Below are 15,369 nucleotides of genomic sequence, written 5' to 3' on the forward strand. Positions count from 1 at the left end.
CATTCGCCGCTTTGTGCTGCCACCTCGCAGACCCGACAGACGTTACCCGCGTGAGGTGCGCATGACCAAGACTCACTACCCCATCAAGAAAAATGCCGCTCAGGCTTAACTGAGCGGCATTGCTCCCGTGGGAGCCCTTGTCGTATCGTCCATCAGGTCAGCCGTCAATTCAGCCGCGCCTTCAAGAGTGCATTGACCTGCTGCGGGTTGGCCTTGCCCTTGGACGCCTTCATCACCTGGCCGACCAGCGCGTTGAAGGCCTTGTCCTTGCCGGCGCGGTACTGCTCGACGTTGGCGGGGTTGGCGGCAATCACCTCGTCGATGATCTTCTCCAGCGCGCCGGTGTCATTCATCTGCTTGAGGCCCTTGGCGTCGATGACGGCGTCGACGTCGACGCCCTCGCCGCTCCACAGCGCCTCGAACACCTGCCGGGCGGCGTTGTTGCTGATGACGTTGCCGTGGATGCGGGCGATCAGCGTGCCCAGTTGCCCGGCGCTGACCTTGACCTGTTCCATGCCGATTTCTTCCGCGTTCAGGCGGCGCGAAATCTCGCCCATGACCCAGTTGCTGGCCAGCTTGGGCTGGCCGCAGGCCTGGGCCGCGGCCTCGAAGTAGGCGGCCATGGCCTGGCTTTGCGTGAGCGTGGTGGCGTCGTACTCGGGCAGGCCGTATTGCACGACAAAGCGCTGCGCCATGGCCTGGGGCAGCTCGGGCATCTGGGCGCGGATGTCGTCGATCCACTGCGGTGCGATCACCAGCGGCGGCAGGTCGGGGTCGGGGAAGTAGCGGTAGTCGGCCGCGTCCTCCTTGGTGCGCATCGCGCGGGTCTCGCCGGTGTCGGGGTCGAACAGCACGGTGGCCTGCTGGATGGCAATGCCGTCCTCGATCTGCTCGATCTGCCAGCGGATCTCGTAGTCGATGGCCTGCTGCATGTTGCGAAACGAGTTCAGGTTCTTGATCTCGCGGCGCGTGCCCAGCGGCGCGCCGGGCCGGCGCACGCTGACGTTGGCGTCGCAGCGGAACGACCCTTCCTGCATGTTGCCGTCGCAGATGCCGATCCAGGTGACGACCTGGTGCAGAGCCTTGGCGTAGGCGACGGCCTCGTTGCTGGAGCGCATGTCGGGCTCGGTGACGATCTCCAGCAGCGCGGTGCCGGCGCGGTTCAGGTCGATGCCGCTCATGCCGATGAAGTCCTCGTGCAGCGACTTGCCAGCGTCGGCCTCCAGGTGGGCGCGCACCAGGCGCACGGTCTTCTTCTCCTCGCCCAGGTAGAACGAGACGGTTCCGCCCTGCACCACCGGCTTGTCGAACTGGCTGATCTGGTAGCCGTGCGGCAGGTCGGGGTAGAAGTAGTGCTTGCGCGCAAAAACACTCTCGGGCGCGATGTGGCTGCCCAGCGCCAGGCCCAGGCGGATGGCGCACTCCACCGCCTTCTTGTTCATCACCGGCAGCGTGCCGGGCAGCGCCAGGTCGACGGCGCAGGCCTGGGTGTTGGGTTCGGCGCCAAAGGCGGTGCTGGCGCGACTGAAGATCTTGGTGTTGGTCGCCAGCTGGGCGTGGGTTTCGAAGCCGATGACGACCTCGTAGCCTTGGATGAGATTCGTGGTCATGGAAAAGGCCTTACAGGGAGGGGCGGCGCAGGTGCCAGTCGGTGGCCTGCTGCAGCTGGTGCGCGGCCGCCAGCAGGCGCGCCTCCTGGAAGTGGTTGGCCACCAGCTGCAGACCCACGGGCAGGCCGGCGTCGCCGGTGCCGGCCGGCACGCTCATGCCGGGCAGGCCGGCCAGCGACGCGGGCAGCGTGTAGATGTCGGACAGATAGGTGTCCAGCGGGTCGGTCTTGCTGCCGATGGGCCAGGCGACGCTGGGCGCGGCCGGGCCGGCGATCAGGTCGCAGTCCTTGAACGCGGCCTGCAGGTCGTCGGCGATCATGCGGCGGATGCGCTGCGCCTGCAGGTAGTAGGCGTCGTAATAGCCTTCGGACAGCACATAGGTGCCGATCATGATGCGCCGCTTGACCTCCTCGCCAAAGGCCTCGGTGCGGCTTTGCGTATACATGTCGACCAGATCGGCGTAGTTTTTGGCGCGGTGGCCGTAGCGCACGCCGTCGAGCCGCGCCAGGTTGGAGCTGGCCTCGGCCGGGCTGATGACGTAGTAGACCGGCACGGCCAGGTCGGTGCGCGGCAGGCTGATGGGCACCAGGCGCGCGCCCAGCTTCTCGAACTCCTTGAGCGCGCCCTCGATGGCGGCGCGCACGTCGGCGTGCAGGCCCTCGCCGAAGAACTCGCGCGGCACGCCGATGCGCAGCCCCTTGACGCCCTCGCCCAGGTGGCGCGTAAAGTCCTCGGGCGGCATGTCCACGCTGGTGGAATCGCGGTCGATGTCGGGCCCGCACAGGCTGGACAGCAGCAACGCGCAGTCGCGCGCGCTGCGCGCCATCACGCCGGCCTGATCCAGGCTGGAGGCGTAGGCAATCATGCCGTAGCGGCTGGCGCGCCCGTAGGTGGGCTTGATGCCGGTGATACCGCACAGGCTGGATGGCTGGCGGATCGAGCCGCCGGTATCGCTGCCGGTGGCAGCAGGCGCCAGGCCCGCGGCAACGGCCGCGGCCGAGCCGCCCGAGGAGCCGCCTGGCACGCGCGTGGCGTCCCAGGGGTTGCGCACCGGCTGGGGTGCATCAAAGCCCACGGGCGCGATGCCGGCGTGCTCGTTGGCGCCACCCATCGCGAATTCGTCGCAGCTGAGCTTGCCCAACGTCACGCAGCCGGCCTGCGCCAGGTTGTCGACGATGGTTGCGTCGAACGGCGAGCGGTAGCCGTCCAGCATCGGCGCGCTGGCCGTCGTCGGCCATTGGCGCGTGACGAACACGTCCTTGTGCGCAATCGGCACGCCCGCCAGCGGCCCGCCCTTGCCCTCGGCGATCAGCGCATCCTGCGCGCGCGCCTGCGCCAGCGTGGCGTCCTCGTCGACCGAGAGAAAGGCGCCCAGCGCCTGGTGCTGGCGCGCGCGCGCCAGGAAATGCCGTGCAGCCTCGACGCTGCTGACTTTTTTGTCCTTGAGCTGCGCGGCAAGCTCTGCCACGCCCATATCGTGCAATGCGGTGTCGTTCGTCATGCGCCGCGTCCTTTATTCGATGACCCGGGGCACGAGGAACAGTCCACGCTCGGCCGCCGGGGCGTTGGCCAGGTAGTCGTCGCGGCGGTCGGGTTCGCTCACCACGTCCTCGCGCAGGCGCAGTTGCACCGGCTGGGCGGCTGCCAGCGGGTGCGCCAGCGGCGCGACGCCAGTGGTGTCGACGGCCTGCATTTTTTCGACGATGGCAAAGAAGTCGTTGATCGTCGAGCGCATGCGCTCGGCGTCTTCGGGGGAGAAGCGCAGGCGCGACAGGCGCGCGATGCGTTCAATGTCCTGGGCAGAGAGGGCCATAAGAGAAGCAAAGGCGGCCCGAAACCGGATGTAATTACCAGGGATCCGCTCCGGCGCCGCACAAGGGGTTGACAGGGGATGCGTTATTATCCCGGCTTTGCCGCAATTGCCCCGATCACGCCGGTCATTGTGCGAAAAAATCCCCCCAATCTCCTTTTTTCCATCGATATCCGGCGACTGCAGGACGAAGCGCTTGCCGTGCCGCATGAGGATTTTTGAATGTTCGGAGCATTCCGCCGGTATTTTTCCACCGACCTGGCCATTGACCTTGGCACCGCCAATACCCTGATTTTTGCCCGCGACAAGGGCATTGTGCTGGACGAGCCGTCGGTCGTCGCGATCCGCCACGAGGGCGGCCCCCACGGCAAGAAGGTCATCCAGGCCGTCGGCAGCGAAGCCAAGGCCATGCTGGGCAAGGTGCCCGGCAACATCGAGGCGATCCGCCCGATGAAGGACGGCGTGATCGCCGACTTCGTGATCACCGAGCAGATGATCAAGCAGTTCATCAAGATGGTGCATCCACGCAGCGTGCTCACGCCCAGCCCGCGCATCATCATCTGCGTGCCCTGCGGCTCCACCCAGGTCGAGCGCCGCGCCATCAAGGACGCGGCCGAGGCCGCCGGCGCCACCGCCGTATATCTGATCGAGGAGCCGATGGCCGCCGGCATCGGCGCCGGCCTGCCGGTGTCCGAAGCCTCGGGCTCGATGGTCGTGGACATCGGCGGCGGCACCACCGAGGTCGGCGTGATCAGCCTGGGCGGCATGGTCTACAAGGGCAGCGTGCGCGTGGGCGGCGACAAGTTCGACGAGTCCATCATCAGCTACATCCGGCGCAACTACGGCATGCTGATCGGCGAGCCGACGGCCGAGGCGATCAAGAAGGAGATCGGCAGCGCCTTTCCCGGCTCCGAGGTCAAGGAGATGGAGGTGCGCGGGCGCAACCTCTCCGAGGGCGTGCCGCGCAGCTTCACCATCTCCTCCAACGAGGTGCTGGAGGCGCTGACCGAGCCGCTCAACCAGATCGTCAGCGCCGTCAAGAACGCGCTGGAGCAGACGCCGCCCGAGCTGGGCGCCGACATTGCCGAGCGCGGCATGATGCTGACCGGTGGCGGCGCGCTGCTCCGCGACCTCGACCGCCTGCTGTCCGAGGAGACCGGCCTGCCCGTGCTGGTGGCCGAGGAGCCGCTGACCTGCGTGGTGCGCGGCTGCGGCATGGCGCTCGACCGCCTGGACCGCCAGGTCGGCATCTTCACCAACGACTGATCGCCCCGGGCGGTTGATGCTGCCAGGACGTTGAGCGCATGCCCCTGGGAACGCTGGAGCGCAGGGCGCCGTCGATGTTCCGCCAGGGCCCGTCGCCGCTGGCGCAGCTGGCGCTGTACGGCGCGCTGGCGCTGTTCCTGATGGTGGCCGACGCGCGCTTTCACCTGACCGGCCCGATCCGCCAGGCGGTGGCCACCGTGCTGTATCCGCTGCAGTGGGTGATGCTGCAGCCGGTCGTTTTTGCCGATCACGGCGCCGACTACTTCCAGTCGCTCGAATCCGCCCAACAAGGGCTGGACACGGCGCGGCGCCAGATGGCGCTGATGGCGGTGCGCGCCGGCGAGACCGACGAGCTGCTGCGCGAGAACGCCCAGCTGCGCGAGCTGCTGGCGCTGCGCGAGCGCCTGCCCACGCCGGCGCAGGCCGCGCAGGTGCTGTACGACAACGTCGACCCCTACACGCGCCGCATCATCATCGACAAAGGATTGGTGGCGGGCATCGAGGCCGGCTCGCCGGTGCTCGACGCCTCTGGCGTGCTCGGCCAGGTCACGCGCGTCTACCCCATGCTCAGCGAGGTGACGCTGCTGACCGACCATGACCAGATCATTCCCGTGCTCAATCTGCGCACCGGTGTGCGCAGCATCGCCTACGGCGACCCGGGCAGCGCCCAGGGCATGGAGCTGCGCTACACCCCGGTCAACGCCGACGTACAGGAGGGTGACCTGCTCACAACCAGCGGCGTCGACGGCGTCTACCCGCCAGGCCTGCCGGTGGCGCGCATCACCCAGGTGCAGCGGCGCGCCGACACGGCTTTTGCGCGCATTGCCTGCGCGCCGCTGGCGCAGATGCTGGGCACTCGCCACGTCATGGTGCTCACGCCTGTGGGCCAGGACACGCCCGAGCGCCCCGCGCCCGGACCGCAGCCCAAGCGAGCGCGGCCATGATGAAAGCGCCGAGCGAACAGCTGCTGCTGCCGGCCAGCCCAGCCTTCATCACCGCCAGCCTGGCACTGGCACTGGCACTGGCCATGCTGCCGCTGGGGCCGGTAGTGTGGATGCCCGACTGGGTCATGCTGCTGCTGGCGTTCTGGAGCATGCACCAGCCCCGACGCGTGGGCCTGGGCGTGGCGTTCGTCATGGGCCTGGCCATCGACGTGCACCAGGGCGCGCTGCTGGGCCAGCACGCGCTGGCCTATTGCCTGCTGGTCTTCGGCGTGGGCCTGGCGCATCGGCGCCTGTGGTGGTTCAGCGCCTGGCAGCAGGCGCTGCAGCTGCTGCCGCTGTTCATCGGCGCGCACGCGCTGCAGGTGCTGATCCGCCTGGCCGGCGGAGGCCTGTGGCCCGGTTGGTGGCTGCTGGCGGCGCCGGTGTTGCAGGCGCTGCTGTGGCCGCTGGTCGGCTGGGTGCTGCTGGCGCCCCAGCGCCGCCCGCCCGACCAGGACGACAACCGTCCCCTGTGAGCGCGCGGCGATGAATGAACTGCGCAACACCGAGCAAGACCTCGGGCGTTTTCGCCTGCGGCTGGTCGTCATCGCCGCCGTCGTGCTGCTGGCGTTCGCGCTGCTGGGCTGGCGGCTGTACGTGCTGCAGGTGCTGCGCCACGACGGCCTGGCCGCGCAGGCCGAGAGCAACCGCACGGCCGTCGTCCCCATCGTGCCCGACCGCGGCCAGATCCTGGACCGCAACGGCGTGCTGCTGGCGACCAACTTCTCGGCCTATACGCTGGAGATCACGCCGTCGCGCGTACCCGACGTGGAGGCGACCATCGACGCGCTGGCCGAGATCGTCACCATCGAGGCGCGCGACCGGCGCCGCTTCAAGCGGCTGCGCGGCGACTCGCGCAGCTTCGACTCGCTGCCGATCCGCACGCGCCTGAGCGACGAGGAGGTGGCGCGCTTTGCCGCGCAGCGCTGGCGCTTTCCGGGCGTGGAGGTGCGCGCGCGCCTGTTTCGAAGCTACCCGCTGGGCGCGGTGGCCAGCCACGCCATCGGCTACATCGGGCGCATCAACCAGCGCGAGAAGGAGCAGATCGAGGATTCGGACGACGCGGCCAACTACCGCGGCACCGACGACATCGGCAAGCTGGGCGTGGAGCAGAGCTACGAGCGCACGCTGCATGGCCTGACGGGCTTCGAGCTGCTGGAGACCTCTGCCGGCGGCAGCGCGGTGCGCCGGCTGGAGAACCACCCGGCAACGCCGGGCAACGCGGTCATTCTGTCGCTGGACATCAAGCTGCAGAAGATGGTCGAGGATCTGTTCGGCGAGCGCCGCGGCGCGCTGGTGGCCATCGACCCGAGAAATGGCGAGGTGCTGGCGCTGGTCTCCAAGCCCACGTTCGACCCCAACCTGTTCGTCGACGGCATCGACCAGGAGAACTGGCAGGCGCTCAACGAGTCGATCGACAAGCCGCTTCTCAACCGCGCGCTGCGCGGCACCTACCCGCCGGGATCGACCTACAAGCCCTTCATGGCGCTGGCCGCGCTGGAGCTGAACAAGCGCGGCGCCAAGGTGGTGGTCAACGACCCGGGCTATTACAACTTTGGCGGGCGGACGTTCCGCAGCCACCCCGGCGGGCTGGGCGGCGTGGACATGGTGCGAGCCATCCAGTTCTCCAGCAATACTTATTTCTATTCGCTGGCCGTCGAGATGGGCGTGGACGCCATCCACGACTTCATGGCACCGATGGGCTTTGGCCAGATCACCGGCATCGACCTGGGCGGCGAACTGCGCGGCGTGCTGCCCAGCCAGGCCTGGAAGCGGCAGGCCTACAAGCGCGCCGACATGAAGAAGTGGTTCCCGGGCGAGACCGTCTCGCTGGGCATCGGCCAGGGCTACAACAACTTCACCATGCTGCAGCTGGCCGTGGCCGAGAGCGTGCTGGCCAACGGCGGCACGCGCCACCGCCCCCACCTGGCCAAGGCAGTGCGCGACCAGCTCAGCGGCACGATCACGCCGATCGATCAGCCCCCGGGCGAGAACCTGGGCTACAAGAGCGCCAACGTGCAAGTGGTGCACGCGGGGCTGGCGGCGGTCAACGAATCAGGCACCGGCCGGCGTGTGTTCGCCGGCGCGGCCTACACCTCGGCGGGCAAGACCGGCACGGCCCAGGCCGTGAACTGGGCACGCAACACCCGCTACGACGCCAAGCTGCTGGCCGAGCACCAGCGCGACCATTCGCTGTTTTCCGCGTTCGCCCCGGTCGAGGAGCCACGCATCGCGGTCGCCGTCATCGTCGAGAACGCCGGCTTTGGCGCCGCCGCGGCCGCGCCCATCGTGCGCCGGGTGTTCGACTACTGGTTGTCGGGCCTGTACCCCAGCGAGGAAGACATTGCCGCCGTCGCCCGCGGCCAGGGCGGCCCGCCCATCGGCGCGCCGCGCCAGGTGGCCGACGTACCGATCACGCCGCCTCCCGGGTGAGCGCGCGCACGCGTGGCGCCGGCAGCTGGCTGATGACCAGCGCGATGACGATCAGCGCCGCGCCGGCCAGGCCGCTGGCGCCCAGGCGCTCGCCAATCAACAGCCACGCGGTGGCAGCCGCGCACACCGGCTCCAGCCCGTAGACGATGGCGCTGCGCACCGCATCCACGCGCTGCTGGCCCCAGGCCTGCAGCGTCACGACGAGCACGCTGGCCAGCACGCCCAGGTAGACGAGCGAGACGAGCTCGTGCGTCCCCAGCCCGCGCAGCGCGCCCAGCGTGCCGCCCAGGCCGCCATGGCGCAGCAGGATCAGCAGCGCCGACGCAGCGAACATGACCAGCGCCTGGCTGGCTGCCAGGCGCGCGGCGCGCAGCGGCCGGACGGCGTTGCGCCGCGCGCATTCCTCCAGCAGCAGGATGTAGACCGCATAGAACAAGGTGCTCGCCAGCGTCAGCGTATCGCCCAGGTTCCAGGGCGCGTCCTCGTGGAACATCAACACCATGCCGGCCAGCGCCAGCGCGCAGGCGCCCCACAGCATCACGCCGCAGCGCCGCCCCAGCACCACCATCGCCAGCAGCGGCACGACGAGCACGTTCAGCCCGGTGACGAAGGCATTGCGGTTGCTGCTGGTGCGCGCCAGCCCCTCGGTCTGCAACCAGAACGCGATGAACAGCAGCGCGCCCAGCAGCAGCCCCCAGCGCAGCTCGGCGCGGCGCATGCCGCGCCACAGCGGCAAAAGCACCACCAGCGCAATCGCGAAGCGCGCGCCGATGATCTGCAGCGCGTCGAGCTGCGTCGACAGCAGCTTCATCGTCGGGAAGGTGGTGCCCCAGATGGCGACCACGATCAAAAGGGCCAGCAGGCCCTGGTGTTCTCTGCGCATGGAAGGCTCAGGCGCTCATGCGCCGGATGAAGGCACGGATGCGCTCGCTGCCCGGGTTGGCGAAGAACTCGGCCGGAGGTGCGTCGTGGGCGATGCAGCCCTGGTCGAAGAACATCACGCGGTCGGCCACCTCGCGCGCAAAACCCATTTCGTGCGTGACGACGATCATCGTCATGCCGCCGTGCGCCAGCTCTCGCATCACGTCCAGCACCTCCTGCACCATCTCGGGGTCGAGCGCGCTGGTGGGCTCGTCGAACAGAATGACCTTGGGCGCCATGGCCAGCGCGCGCGCAATGGCTACGCGCTGCTGCTGCCCGCCCGAGAGTTGCCAGGGATATTTGTGCGCATGATCCTGCATGCCCACGCGCGCGAGCAGCGCCATGGCCTGCTCGCGCGCCTGCGAGCGCGGCGTGCGGCGCACGCGCCGCGGCGCCAGCGTCAGGTTGTCGAGCACCGTCAGGTGGCCGAACAGGTTGAACTGCTGGAACACCATGCCCACTTCGCTGCGCTGGCGCTGCAGCGTGGCGGCGTCGTCGCCCACCGCGACACCGTCGATGGTGATGCTGCCGCTGTCGTGCGGCTCCAGCCGGTTGATGGCGCGCAGCAGCGTGCTCTTGCCCGAGCCCGAGGCGCCGATGATGACCGTCACCTCGCCGGTGCGAAACTGCGTGGACACGCCCTTGAGCACCTCATGGCTGCCAAAGGCCTTGCGTACGTCGGTGCAGACGATGTAGGGCGCCGGCTCGCTGCTGCTCATTGGGCGCGCCCCTCGACGTCGAAGCGGTACTCGATGGCGTTGGTGATCTGCGTGACCAGCGTGGTCAGGATCAGGTAGGTGATGGCCACCGTGGTGAGCGTTGCCACCGGCTGGAAGGTGGCCGACTGGATGCGGTTGCCCACATTGGTCAGCTCGACGACGCCGATCACGTAGGCCAGCGATGAGTCCTTGAGCAGCGCAACAAAATTGCTCACCAGCGGCGGCAGCGCAATCTTGAACGCTTGCGGGAACACCACGTCCAGAAACACATGCCGGCGCGACAGGCCGAGCGCACGCGCCGCCTCGCCCTGCCCGCGCGGCACGGCCAGCAGACCGGCGCGCACCGCCTCGGCGTTGTAGGCGCCCACGTTCAGCCCCAGCGCGACGACGGCCGAGGTGAAGTCCGACAGGTTCAGCCCCGGCACCAGCACCGGCAGCGCAAAGTAGACGAACAGGATCTGCACCAAGAGCGGCGTGCCGCGAATCGCCCAGATGTAGAAGCGCGCGACATAGCGCAGCCACGCCCGGCGCGAGGTGCGCGCCAGCGCGGCGGCGGTGCCCAGGATGAGGCCGACGGTGCCCGAGACCAGCGTGAGGCCGAGCGTGGTCAGCGCGCCGTCGGCAAACAGCGCGGCGTTGGAGCCGATCGGCTCGGGGAACAGCGACAGGAGCTTGCCCAGCAGGGACAGCGCAAGCGCCATCAGCACCAGGGCCGCCACCAGCGTGGCGTTGCTGCGCTGGGAGCGACTCCAGCGTGCGGGCCAGAGATCAGGGAACATGGGCAAACGGCGGGGTCGCCGCAGCACGCGGCGGCCCCGTAGGGGTTACTTGCAGGTGACGTCTTCGCCGAAGTATTTTTGCGAGATCGCCGCGATCGTGCCATCGGCAATCAGCGCCTTGAGCGCCTGGTTCCAGGCGTCGGCCAGCGTGGTGTTGCCCTTGGAGACCGCCGAAGCCACCTGCTCGACGAACAGCATGTCGCCGGTCTTCAGCCCCGCCTGGGGCACTTTCCTGATCAGATCCTTGGCGACGAAGCGGTCGGTCACCCAGGCGTCGACGCGCTTGGACGACAGCGCATTGCGCGCCGCCTCGTCGGTCGGGAAGTTCTTCACGTCCTTGACGCCGGGCACCTTCTTGACACTGTCCAGGTAGGTAGTGCCGGTCTGCACCGCCACCACCTTGCCCGCCAGGTCGGCGGCGGTGCGGATCTTGGGATCGAGCGCCGTGATCTGCCCGCCCGAGCAGTAGTGCGGCAGCGTGAAAGTGACGGCCTTGGCGCGTTCTTCGGTGATCGCGTGGCTGGCGATCACCAGGTCCCAGCGATCTTGCGCCAGGCCGGTGAGCAGCGCATCGAAGCCGACGGTCTTCCACTCGTACTTCAGGCCCATTTTCTTCGCGACGGCCTCGCCCACCTCGATCTCGTAGCCGGTCAGCTTCTTGCCCTCGAAATAGTTGAACGGCGCGTACTGGCCTTCGGAGGCCAGGATGATGGTGCCGCTTTTTTCGATGTCGGCCAACGGGCGGGCCTGTGCGCTGACGGCGGCGGCCAGCGCCACGGCGGCCGTGGCCACGATATTGAAGATGTTCATCACTTGTCCTGTGGGTGGGGAGATGCAATCCATCTGGCACGGCGCCCGCGCCGCAGCGCATGGCCCGGGCGACGGCACCAGAGAAGCTGGCGGATTATAGGAACGCCGCCGTGGGCGCCGCCCTACGGCAAACCCGCACGCACCCGCGGCTTCACGGGCGCACCAGCGTGGACTTGCCGAACAGGCTCTCCAGCAGGTCGACGGCCAGCTCGGCCGTCTGGTTGCGCGTGTCCAGCGCCGGGTTGAGTTCGACCAGGTCGAGCGAAGCGAGCGCGCCGCTGTCGGCCAGCATCTCCATGCACAGCTGCATCTCGCGGTAGGTCGGCCCGCCGCGCACCGGCGTGCCCACGCCCGGCGCGACCGACGGGTCAAGGCAGTCCAGGTCGAAGCTCACGTGCAAGTGGGTGTGCTCGTCCACGTCCGCCAGCGCCTGCTGCACCACGGCGCGCATGCCCTGCTCGTCGATGGCGCGCATGTCGTGCACCACGATGCCCTGGCGGTTGACGAACTGCTTCTCCAGCGGGTCGACGCTGCGCACGCCGATCTGCGTGATCTGCCGCGCCGACAGCACCGGAGCCGCGCCGCCCAATTCAACGAGTTGCTGCGGCCCCTGCCCCAGCAGACAGGCCACCGGCATGCCGTGCAAATTGCCGCTGGGCGACGACGCCGGCGTGTTGGCGTCGGCGTGCGCGTCTAGCCACAACACCTTCAGGCGCCGGCCGCTGGCGCGGCAGTGCGCGGCCACCGCGCTGATCGAGCCAATGGCCAGGCTGTGGTCGCCACCCATCAACAGCGGCAGCGCGCCCGCCTGCAGCACCCCGGCCGTAGCCACATGCACCGCCTGGCACCAGGCGGTCACCTCCGGCAAATGGCGCCAGCCCCCGCTTGCCGGCGCCTGCGGGTTGCCCGGGCCGGGCAGGTTGCCCAGGTCACTCACCTGCAGGCCGCGCCCGCGCAGCGCGCCGGCAATGCCGGCAATGCGCAGCGCGTCCGGCCCCATGCTGGCGCCCAGTACGCTGGCGCCCACGTCGGTGGGCGCGCCGATCAGGGTCAGGCAGCGATTGGTAGTCATGTCCGTCCTTTCACGAGTCATTCCATTTTTCAATCAATCGGGTACGCGAAGGCGCAGCGCAGACAGTGCTGTAGCACGGCAAGCGAAGCCGACAAAGTAACCGTTTGATTTAAAAATGGAATCAGCGCACAAACGCGTCATACCCGGTTTTGAGAATCAGTACACCAACCACGAGAATGAAAATGATGCGCACGAAACCCGCGCCATGCTTGAGCGCCAGGCGCGCGCCCAGCACGCTGCCCGCCACGTTGGCCAGCGCCAGCACCAGCGTGAAATGCCACCACACATGGCCCTTGGCGGCAAACAGGATGAGCGAGGCGCCGTTGGTCGACAGATTGAGCAGCTTAGCCGACACCGATGCGTTCAGGAAGTCGTAGCCGAGCACGCGCACGAACAGGAAGACGAAGAAGCTGCCGGTGCCGGGGCCGAAGAAGCCGTCGTAGAACCCCAGCAGCAGGCCGATGGCGCAGGCGGCCTGCATTTCTGCGCGCTCGGCCAGTCGTGGCGCGTGTATGCGCCCCAGATCCTTGCGCGCCAGCGTGTAGACGAGCAGCACCAGCAAAATCACCGGCAGCAGCTTGCGCAGGATGTCGGCCGAGATCAGCGTCACCGTCCATGAGCCGGCAAACGCGCCGACGAAGGCCGCCACCGCCGCCGGCAGCAATGTGGGCCAGCGCAGCACCACGCGACGGCTGTACTGCCAGGTGGCCACGCCCGTGCCCCAGATGGCGGCGCTCTTGTTGGTGCCCAGCAGGTCGGCCGGTGCGGCCGCGGGAAAGGTGGCGAACAGCGCCGGCAGCAGAACCAGCCCGCCGCCGCCGACGATGGCGTCCACGAAGCCGGCCAACAGCGACGCCAGCGCAACGATGATCGATTCCATCGGCGCGATTGTCGCACCGCGCCTGCTGCAGCGCTGCCCGTTTTGCGGGCAAAAAAAAGCACCTGCGGCGCAGGTGCTTTCAGAGAAATGCATCTCGAAGCGGATGCTGTTGAATGTGATCTTGTTCTTGGATTGGCGGGTTGTCTCCTCGGCCCCTCGTGTGGCGCGCCGCGGCGGCCGTCGAGTGGTGTTACTTTAGTGACAGTACGCCACTTGCCCTATTGGGGGTTTCCCCGAAAATTTCCTGCTTTACGTATTGTCACGACGTATCCACTGCGCTGCCATCTCGGCCATCATCAGCGTCGGACTGTTGGTGTTGCCGCTGGTGATGGTCGGCATCGCGCCGGCGTCGACCACGCGCAGGCCGGCCATGCCGCGCACGCGCAATTGCGGGTCGAGCACGGCCAGCGGGTCGTTGGCGCGGCCCATCCGGGTTGTGCCGACGGGGTGGAAGATGGTGGTGGCAATGTCGCCGGCCAGCCGCGCCAGCTCCTCGTCGCTCTGGTACTGCGGGCCGGGCTTGTACTCCTCGGGCCGGTAGCGCGCCAGCGCCGGCTGCTGGGCAATGCGGCGCACCACGCGCAGGCTGTCGGCGGCCACCTGGCGGTCTTCGGGGGTCGACAGGTAGTGCGGCGCGATCGCCGGCGCCTGGCGCCAGTCGCCGCTGGTGATCTGGACGCTGCCGCGGCTGGTCGGGTTGAGGTTGCACACGCTGATGGTGAACGCCGGAAAGTCGTGCAGCGGCTCGCCGAAGGCCTCCAGCGACAGCGGCTGGACGTGGAACTCGATGTTGGGATGCGCCATGCCGGGGCTGGAGCGGGTGAATGCCCCCAGCTGCGACGGCGCCATGCTCATCGGGCCGCTGCGCGAGAGCAGGTATTGCAGGCCGATGCGCGCCTTGCCCACGAGCGAACTGGCCAGCGTGTTGAGCGTGGCCACGCCCTGCACCTTGTAGACCGCGCGAATCTGCAGATGATCCTGCAGATTGGCGCCCACGCCGGGCAGCGCCTGCACCACGTCGATGCCATGGCGCTGCAGCAGCTCCTGCGGGCCTATGCCCGACAGTTGCAAGAGTTGCGGCGAATTGACGGCGCCCGCGCTCAGGATGACCTCGCGCGTGGCGCGCACCGTCACCGCCTGGCCGTCCCGGATCAGTTCAACACCGGTGCAGCGCAGCCGCCCGTCGCTGCCCACCTCGGTGATCAGGCGCTGGGCCTGCGCGCCCGTCCACAACGTGAAGTTGCTGCGCGACGTGCAGGCGGGGCGCAAAAATGCCTTGGCCGTGTTCCAGCGCCAGCCGTTTTTCTGGTTGACCTCGAAATAGCCCACGCCCTCGTTGTCGCCGCGGTTGAAATCGTCGGTCGCCGGAATGCCCGCCTGCTGCGCGGCCTGGGCGAAGGCGTCGAGGATGTCCCAGCGCAGGCGCTGGCGGTCGACGCGCCATTCGCCCCCGCCGCCGGTGCTCTTGCTGCCGTGCAGGCGCTTGAAGTCTTCGCCGGCCTGCGCCGGGTCATCGAGCCGCCAATGGTCTTCATGGCGGCGAAACGCCTGCAGCACGCTGGCCCAGCGCCAGGCGTCCTCGCCGGTGATGTCGGCCCATTGCTCATAGTCGCGCGCCTGGCCGCGCAGGTAGAGCATGCCGTTGATGCTGGAGCACCCGCCCAGCGTCCTGCCGCGCGGGTAGCGCAGGCTGCGGCCGTTGAGCCCGGCGTCGGGCTCGGTCTGGTACAGCCAGTCGGTGCGCGGGTTGCCGATGCAGTACAGGTAGCCGACCGGGATGTGGATCCAGTGGTAGTTGTCCCTGGGGCCGGCTTCGAGCAGCAGCACGCGCCGGTCGGCGTCAGCGCTCAGGCGGTTGGCCAGCAGCGATCCGGCCGTGCCGGCGCCAACGATGATGTAGTCGAAAGTGGTGTCGCTCATGATGGACGGTCATTGTCCGAACGGCACCAGGTTTGTCGAGAGGGCAAACTACCACGCACTCTCATTTCAGTAGCGCCGCGGTATTCAACGGCAAGGCTTTGCCGCATTTCTGGATGTTTTTTCACAGCTGCGCCCAGCGGTCGTGGCAGTTTGTGCACAATGTCTG

At 68.3% G+C, this 15,369-nt stretch carries 16 protein-coding genes; 6 read left to right on the forward strand and 10 right to left on the reverse strand.

All coding sequences use genetic code 11. The features are described 5' to 3' along the window. Positions 1-164: 164 nt before the first annotated feature. The 3 genes from gatB to gatC are packed head-to-tail and all read right to left on the reverse strand — an operon-like array spanning position 165 to position 3,423. A complete protein-coding gene (gene gatB / locus ABD767_RS11910) occupies positions 165-1,610 on the reverse strand; it encodes an Asp-tRNA(Asn)/Glu-tRNA(Gln) amidotransferase subunit GatB (RefSeq protein WP_103046141.1) in 1,446 nt (481 codons plus the stop codon). Between the two features lie 10 nt (positions 1,611-1,620). After that, a complete protein-coding gene (gene gatA, locus ABD767_RS11915) occupies positions 1,621-3,111 on the reverse strand; it encodes an Asp-tRNA(Asn)/Glu-tRNA(Gln) amidotransferase subunit GatA (RefSeq protein ID WP_103046142.1) in 1,491 nt (496 codons plus the stop codon). Positions 3,112-3,123: 12 nt separating this feature from the next. After that, complete coding sequence (gatC, locus tag ABD767_RS11920) at positions 3,124-3,423, reverse strand: Asp-tRNA(Asn)/Glu-tRNA(Gln) amidotransferase subunit GatC (protein ID WP_103046143.1); 300 nt, start codon at positions 3,421-3,423, stop codon at positions 3,124-3,126. 78 nt (positions 3,424-3,501) lie between these two features. On the opposite strand from gatC, the gene ABD767_RS11925 reads away from it, so the two are divergent. The 5 genes from ABD767_RS11925 to mrdA are packed head-to-tail and all read left to right on the forward strand — an operon-like array spanning position 3,502 to position 8,102. Then, the gene (locus ABD767_RS11925; RefSeq protein ID WP_344869708.1) at positions 3,502-3,642 is read left to right on the forward strand and encodes a hypothetical protein; all 141 of its coding nucleotides are present in this window, start codon (positions 3,502-3,504) and stop codon (positions 3,640-3,642) included. Continuing rightward, on the forward strand, positions 3,643-4,686 hold the full coding sequence (locus ABD767_RS11930; RefSeq protein ID WP_103046144.1) for a rod shape-determining protein MreB: 1,044 nt from the start codon (positions 3,643-3,645) through the stop codon (positions 4,684-4,686). A gap of 38 nt (positions 4,687-4,724) precedes the next feature. After that, entirely contained in the window at positions 4,725-5,630 is a 906-nt protein-coding gene (gene mreC, locus ABD767_RS11935) for a rod shape-determining protein MreC (protein WP_103046145.1), read from the forward strand. Continuing rightward, on the forward strand, positions 5,627-6,145 hold the full coding sequence (mreD, locus tag ABD767_RS11940; RefSeq protein WP_103046146.1) for a rod shape-determining protein MreD: 519 nt from the start codon (positions 5,627-5,629) through the stop codon (positions 6,143-6,145). The genes mreC and mreD overlap by 4 nt, the downstream gene beginning before the upstream one ends. Positions 6,146-6,155: 10 nt before the next feature. After that, the gene (gene mrdA / locus ABD767_RS11945) at positions 6,156-8,102 is read left to right on the forward strand and encodes a penicillin-binding protein 2 (RefSeq protein WP_103046147.1); all 1,947 of its coding nucleotides are present in this window, start codon (positions 6,156-6,158) and stop codon (positions 8,100-8,102) included. On the opposite strand, the gene ABD767_RS11950 is transcribed toward mrdA, so the two are convergent. The 6 genes from ABD767_RS11950 to ABD767_RS11975 form a co-directional block, all read right to left on the reverse strand. Then, positions 8,083-8,985, reverse strand: coding sequence for an EamA family transporter (locus ABD767_RS11950; protein ID WP_103046148.1), 903 nt, complete (start codon positions 8,983-8,985; stop codon positions 8,083-8,085). The genes mrdA and ABD767_RS11950 overlap by 20 nt on opposite strands. Before the next feature lie 7 nt (positions 8,986-8,992). Further along, a complete protein-coding gene (locus tag ABD767_RS11955; protein ID WP_103046149.1) occupies positions 8,993-9,742 on the reverse strand; it encodes an ATP-binding cassette domain-containing protein in 750 nt (249 codons plus the stop codon). Continuing rightward, complete coding sequence (locus ABD767_RS11960) at positions 9,739-10,521, reverse strand: ABC transporter permease subunit (protein WP_103046150.1); 783 nt, start codon at positions 10,519-10,521, stop codon at positions 9,739-9,741. Before ABD767_RS11960 ends, ABD767_RS11955 begins: the two co-directional genes overlap by 4 nt. A 45-nt stretch (positions 10,522-10,566) precedes the next feature. Further along, positions 10,567-11,331, reverse strand: a complete 765-nt coding sequence (locus ABD767_RS11965; RefSeq protein ID WP_103046151.1) for a transporter substrate-binding domain-containing protein — start codon at positions 11,329-11,331, stop codon at positions 10,567-10,569. Positions 11,332-11,482: 151 nt separating this feature from the next. Further along, the gene (rocF, locus tag ABD767_RS11970; protein WP_103046152.1) at positions 11,483-12,403 is read right to left on the reverse strand and encodes an arginase; all 921 of its coding nucleotides are present in this window, start codon (positions 12,401-12,403) and stop codon (positions 11,483-11,485) included. Between the two features lie 121 nt (positions 12,404-12,524). Further along, entirely contained in the window at positions 12,525-13,283 is a 759-nt protein-coding gene (locus ABD767_RS11975; protein WP_103046510.1) for a TSUP family transporter, read from the reverse strand. On the opposite strand from ABD767_RS11975, the gene ABD767_RS11980 reads away from it, so the two are divergent. Continuing rightward, a complete protein-coding gene (locus ABD767_RS11980; RefSeq protein ID WP_146031526.1) occupies positions 13,270-13,482 on the forward strand; it encodes a hypothetical protein in 213 nt (70 codons plus the stop codon). The two genes, ABD767_RS11975 and ABD767_RS11980, sit on opposite strands and share 14 nt — an antisense overlap. A gap of 50 nt (positions 13,483-13,532) precedes the next feature. On the opposite strand, the gene ABD767_RS11985 is transcribed toward ABD767_RS11980, so the two are convergent. Further along, a complete protein-coding gene (locus ABD767_RS11985) occupies positions 13,533-15,203 on the reverse strand; it encodes a GMC family oxidoreductase N-terminal domain-containing protein (protein WP_103046509.1) in 1,671 nt (556 codons plus the stop codon). Positions 15,204-15,369: the final 166 nt, after the last annotated feature.

It is taken from the genome of Comamonas faecalis, assembly GCF_039538025.1.
GTDB classification, from domain to species: Bacteria; Pseudomonadota; Gammaproteobacteria; order Burkholderiales; family Burkholderiaceae_C; genus Comamonas_C; species Comamonas_C faecalis.

Excerpts from the sequence above, each read along its gene's own strand:
- ABD767_RS11950 (WP_103046148.1), bottom strand. The coding sequence starts at position 8,985 with ATGCGCAGAGAACACCAGGGCCTGCTGGCCCTTTTGATCGTGGTCGCC.
- gatB (WP_103046141.1), bottom strand. The coding sequence starts at position 1,610 with ATGACCACGAATCTCATCCAAGGCTACGAGGTCGTCATCGGCTTCGAA.
- ABD767_RS11925 (WP_344869708.1), top strand. The coding sequence starts at position 3,502 with ATGCGTTATTATCCCGGCTTTGCCGCAATTGCCCCGATCACGCCGGTC.
- ABD767_RS11965 (WP_103046151.1), bottom strand. The coding sequence starts at position 11,331 with ATGAACATCTTCAATATCGTGGCCACGGCCGCCGTGGCGCTGGCCGCC.
- mreC (WP_103046145.1), top strand. The coding sequence starts at position 4,725 with ATGCCCCTGGGAACGCTGGAGCGCAGGGCGCCGTCGATGTTCCGCCAG.
- mrdA (WP_103046147.1), top strand. The coding sequence starts at position 6,156 with ATGAATGAACTGCGCAACACCGAGCAAGACCTCGGGCGTTTTCGCCTG.
- ABD767_RS11980 (WP_146031526.1), top strand. The coding sequence starts at position 13,270 with ATGATCGATTCCATCGGCGCGATTGTCGCACCGCGCCTGCTGCAGCGC.
- ABD767_RS11985 (WP_103046509.1), bottom strand. The coding sequence starts at position 15,203 with ATGAGCGACACCACTTTCGACTACATCATCGTTGGCGCCGGCACGGCC.
- gatA (WP_103046142.1), bottom strand. The coding sequence starts at position 3,111 with ATGACGAACGACACCGCATTGCACGATATGGGCGTGGCAGAGCTTGCC.
- ABD767_RS11955 (WP_103046149.1), bottom strand. The coding sequence starts at position 9,742 with ATGAGCAGCAGCGAGCCGGCGCCCTACATCGTCTGCACCGACGTACGC.
- mreD (WP_103046146.1), top strand. The coding sequence starts at position 5,627 with ATGATGAAAGCGCCGAGCGAACAGCTGCTGCTGCCGGCCAGCCCAGCC.
- ABD767_RS11960 (WP_103046150.1), bottom strand. The coding sequence starts at position 10,521 with ATGTTCCCTGATCTCTGGCCCGCACGCTGGAGTCGCTCCCAGCGCAGC.
- gatC (WP_103046143.1), bottom strand. The coding sequence starts at position 3,423 with ATGGCCCTCTCTGCCCAGGACATTGAACGCATCGCGCGCCTGTCGCGC.
- ABD767_RS11975 (WP_103046510.1), bottom strand. The coding sequence starts at position 13,283 with ATGGAATCGATCATCGTTGCGCTGGCGTCGCTGTTGGCCGGCTTCGTG.
- rocF (WP_103046152.1), bottom strand. The coding sequence starts at position 12,403 with ATGACTACCAATCGCTGCCTGACCCTGATCGGCGCGCCCACCGACGTG.
- ABD767_RS11930 (WP_103046144.1), top strand. The coding sequence starts at position 3,643 with ATGTTCGGAGCATTCCGCCGGTATTTTTCCACCGACCTGGCCATTGAC.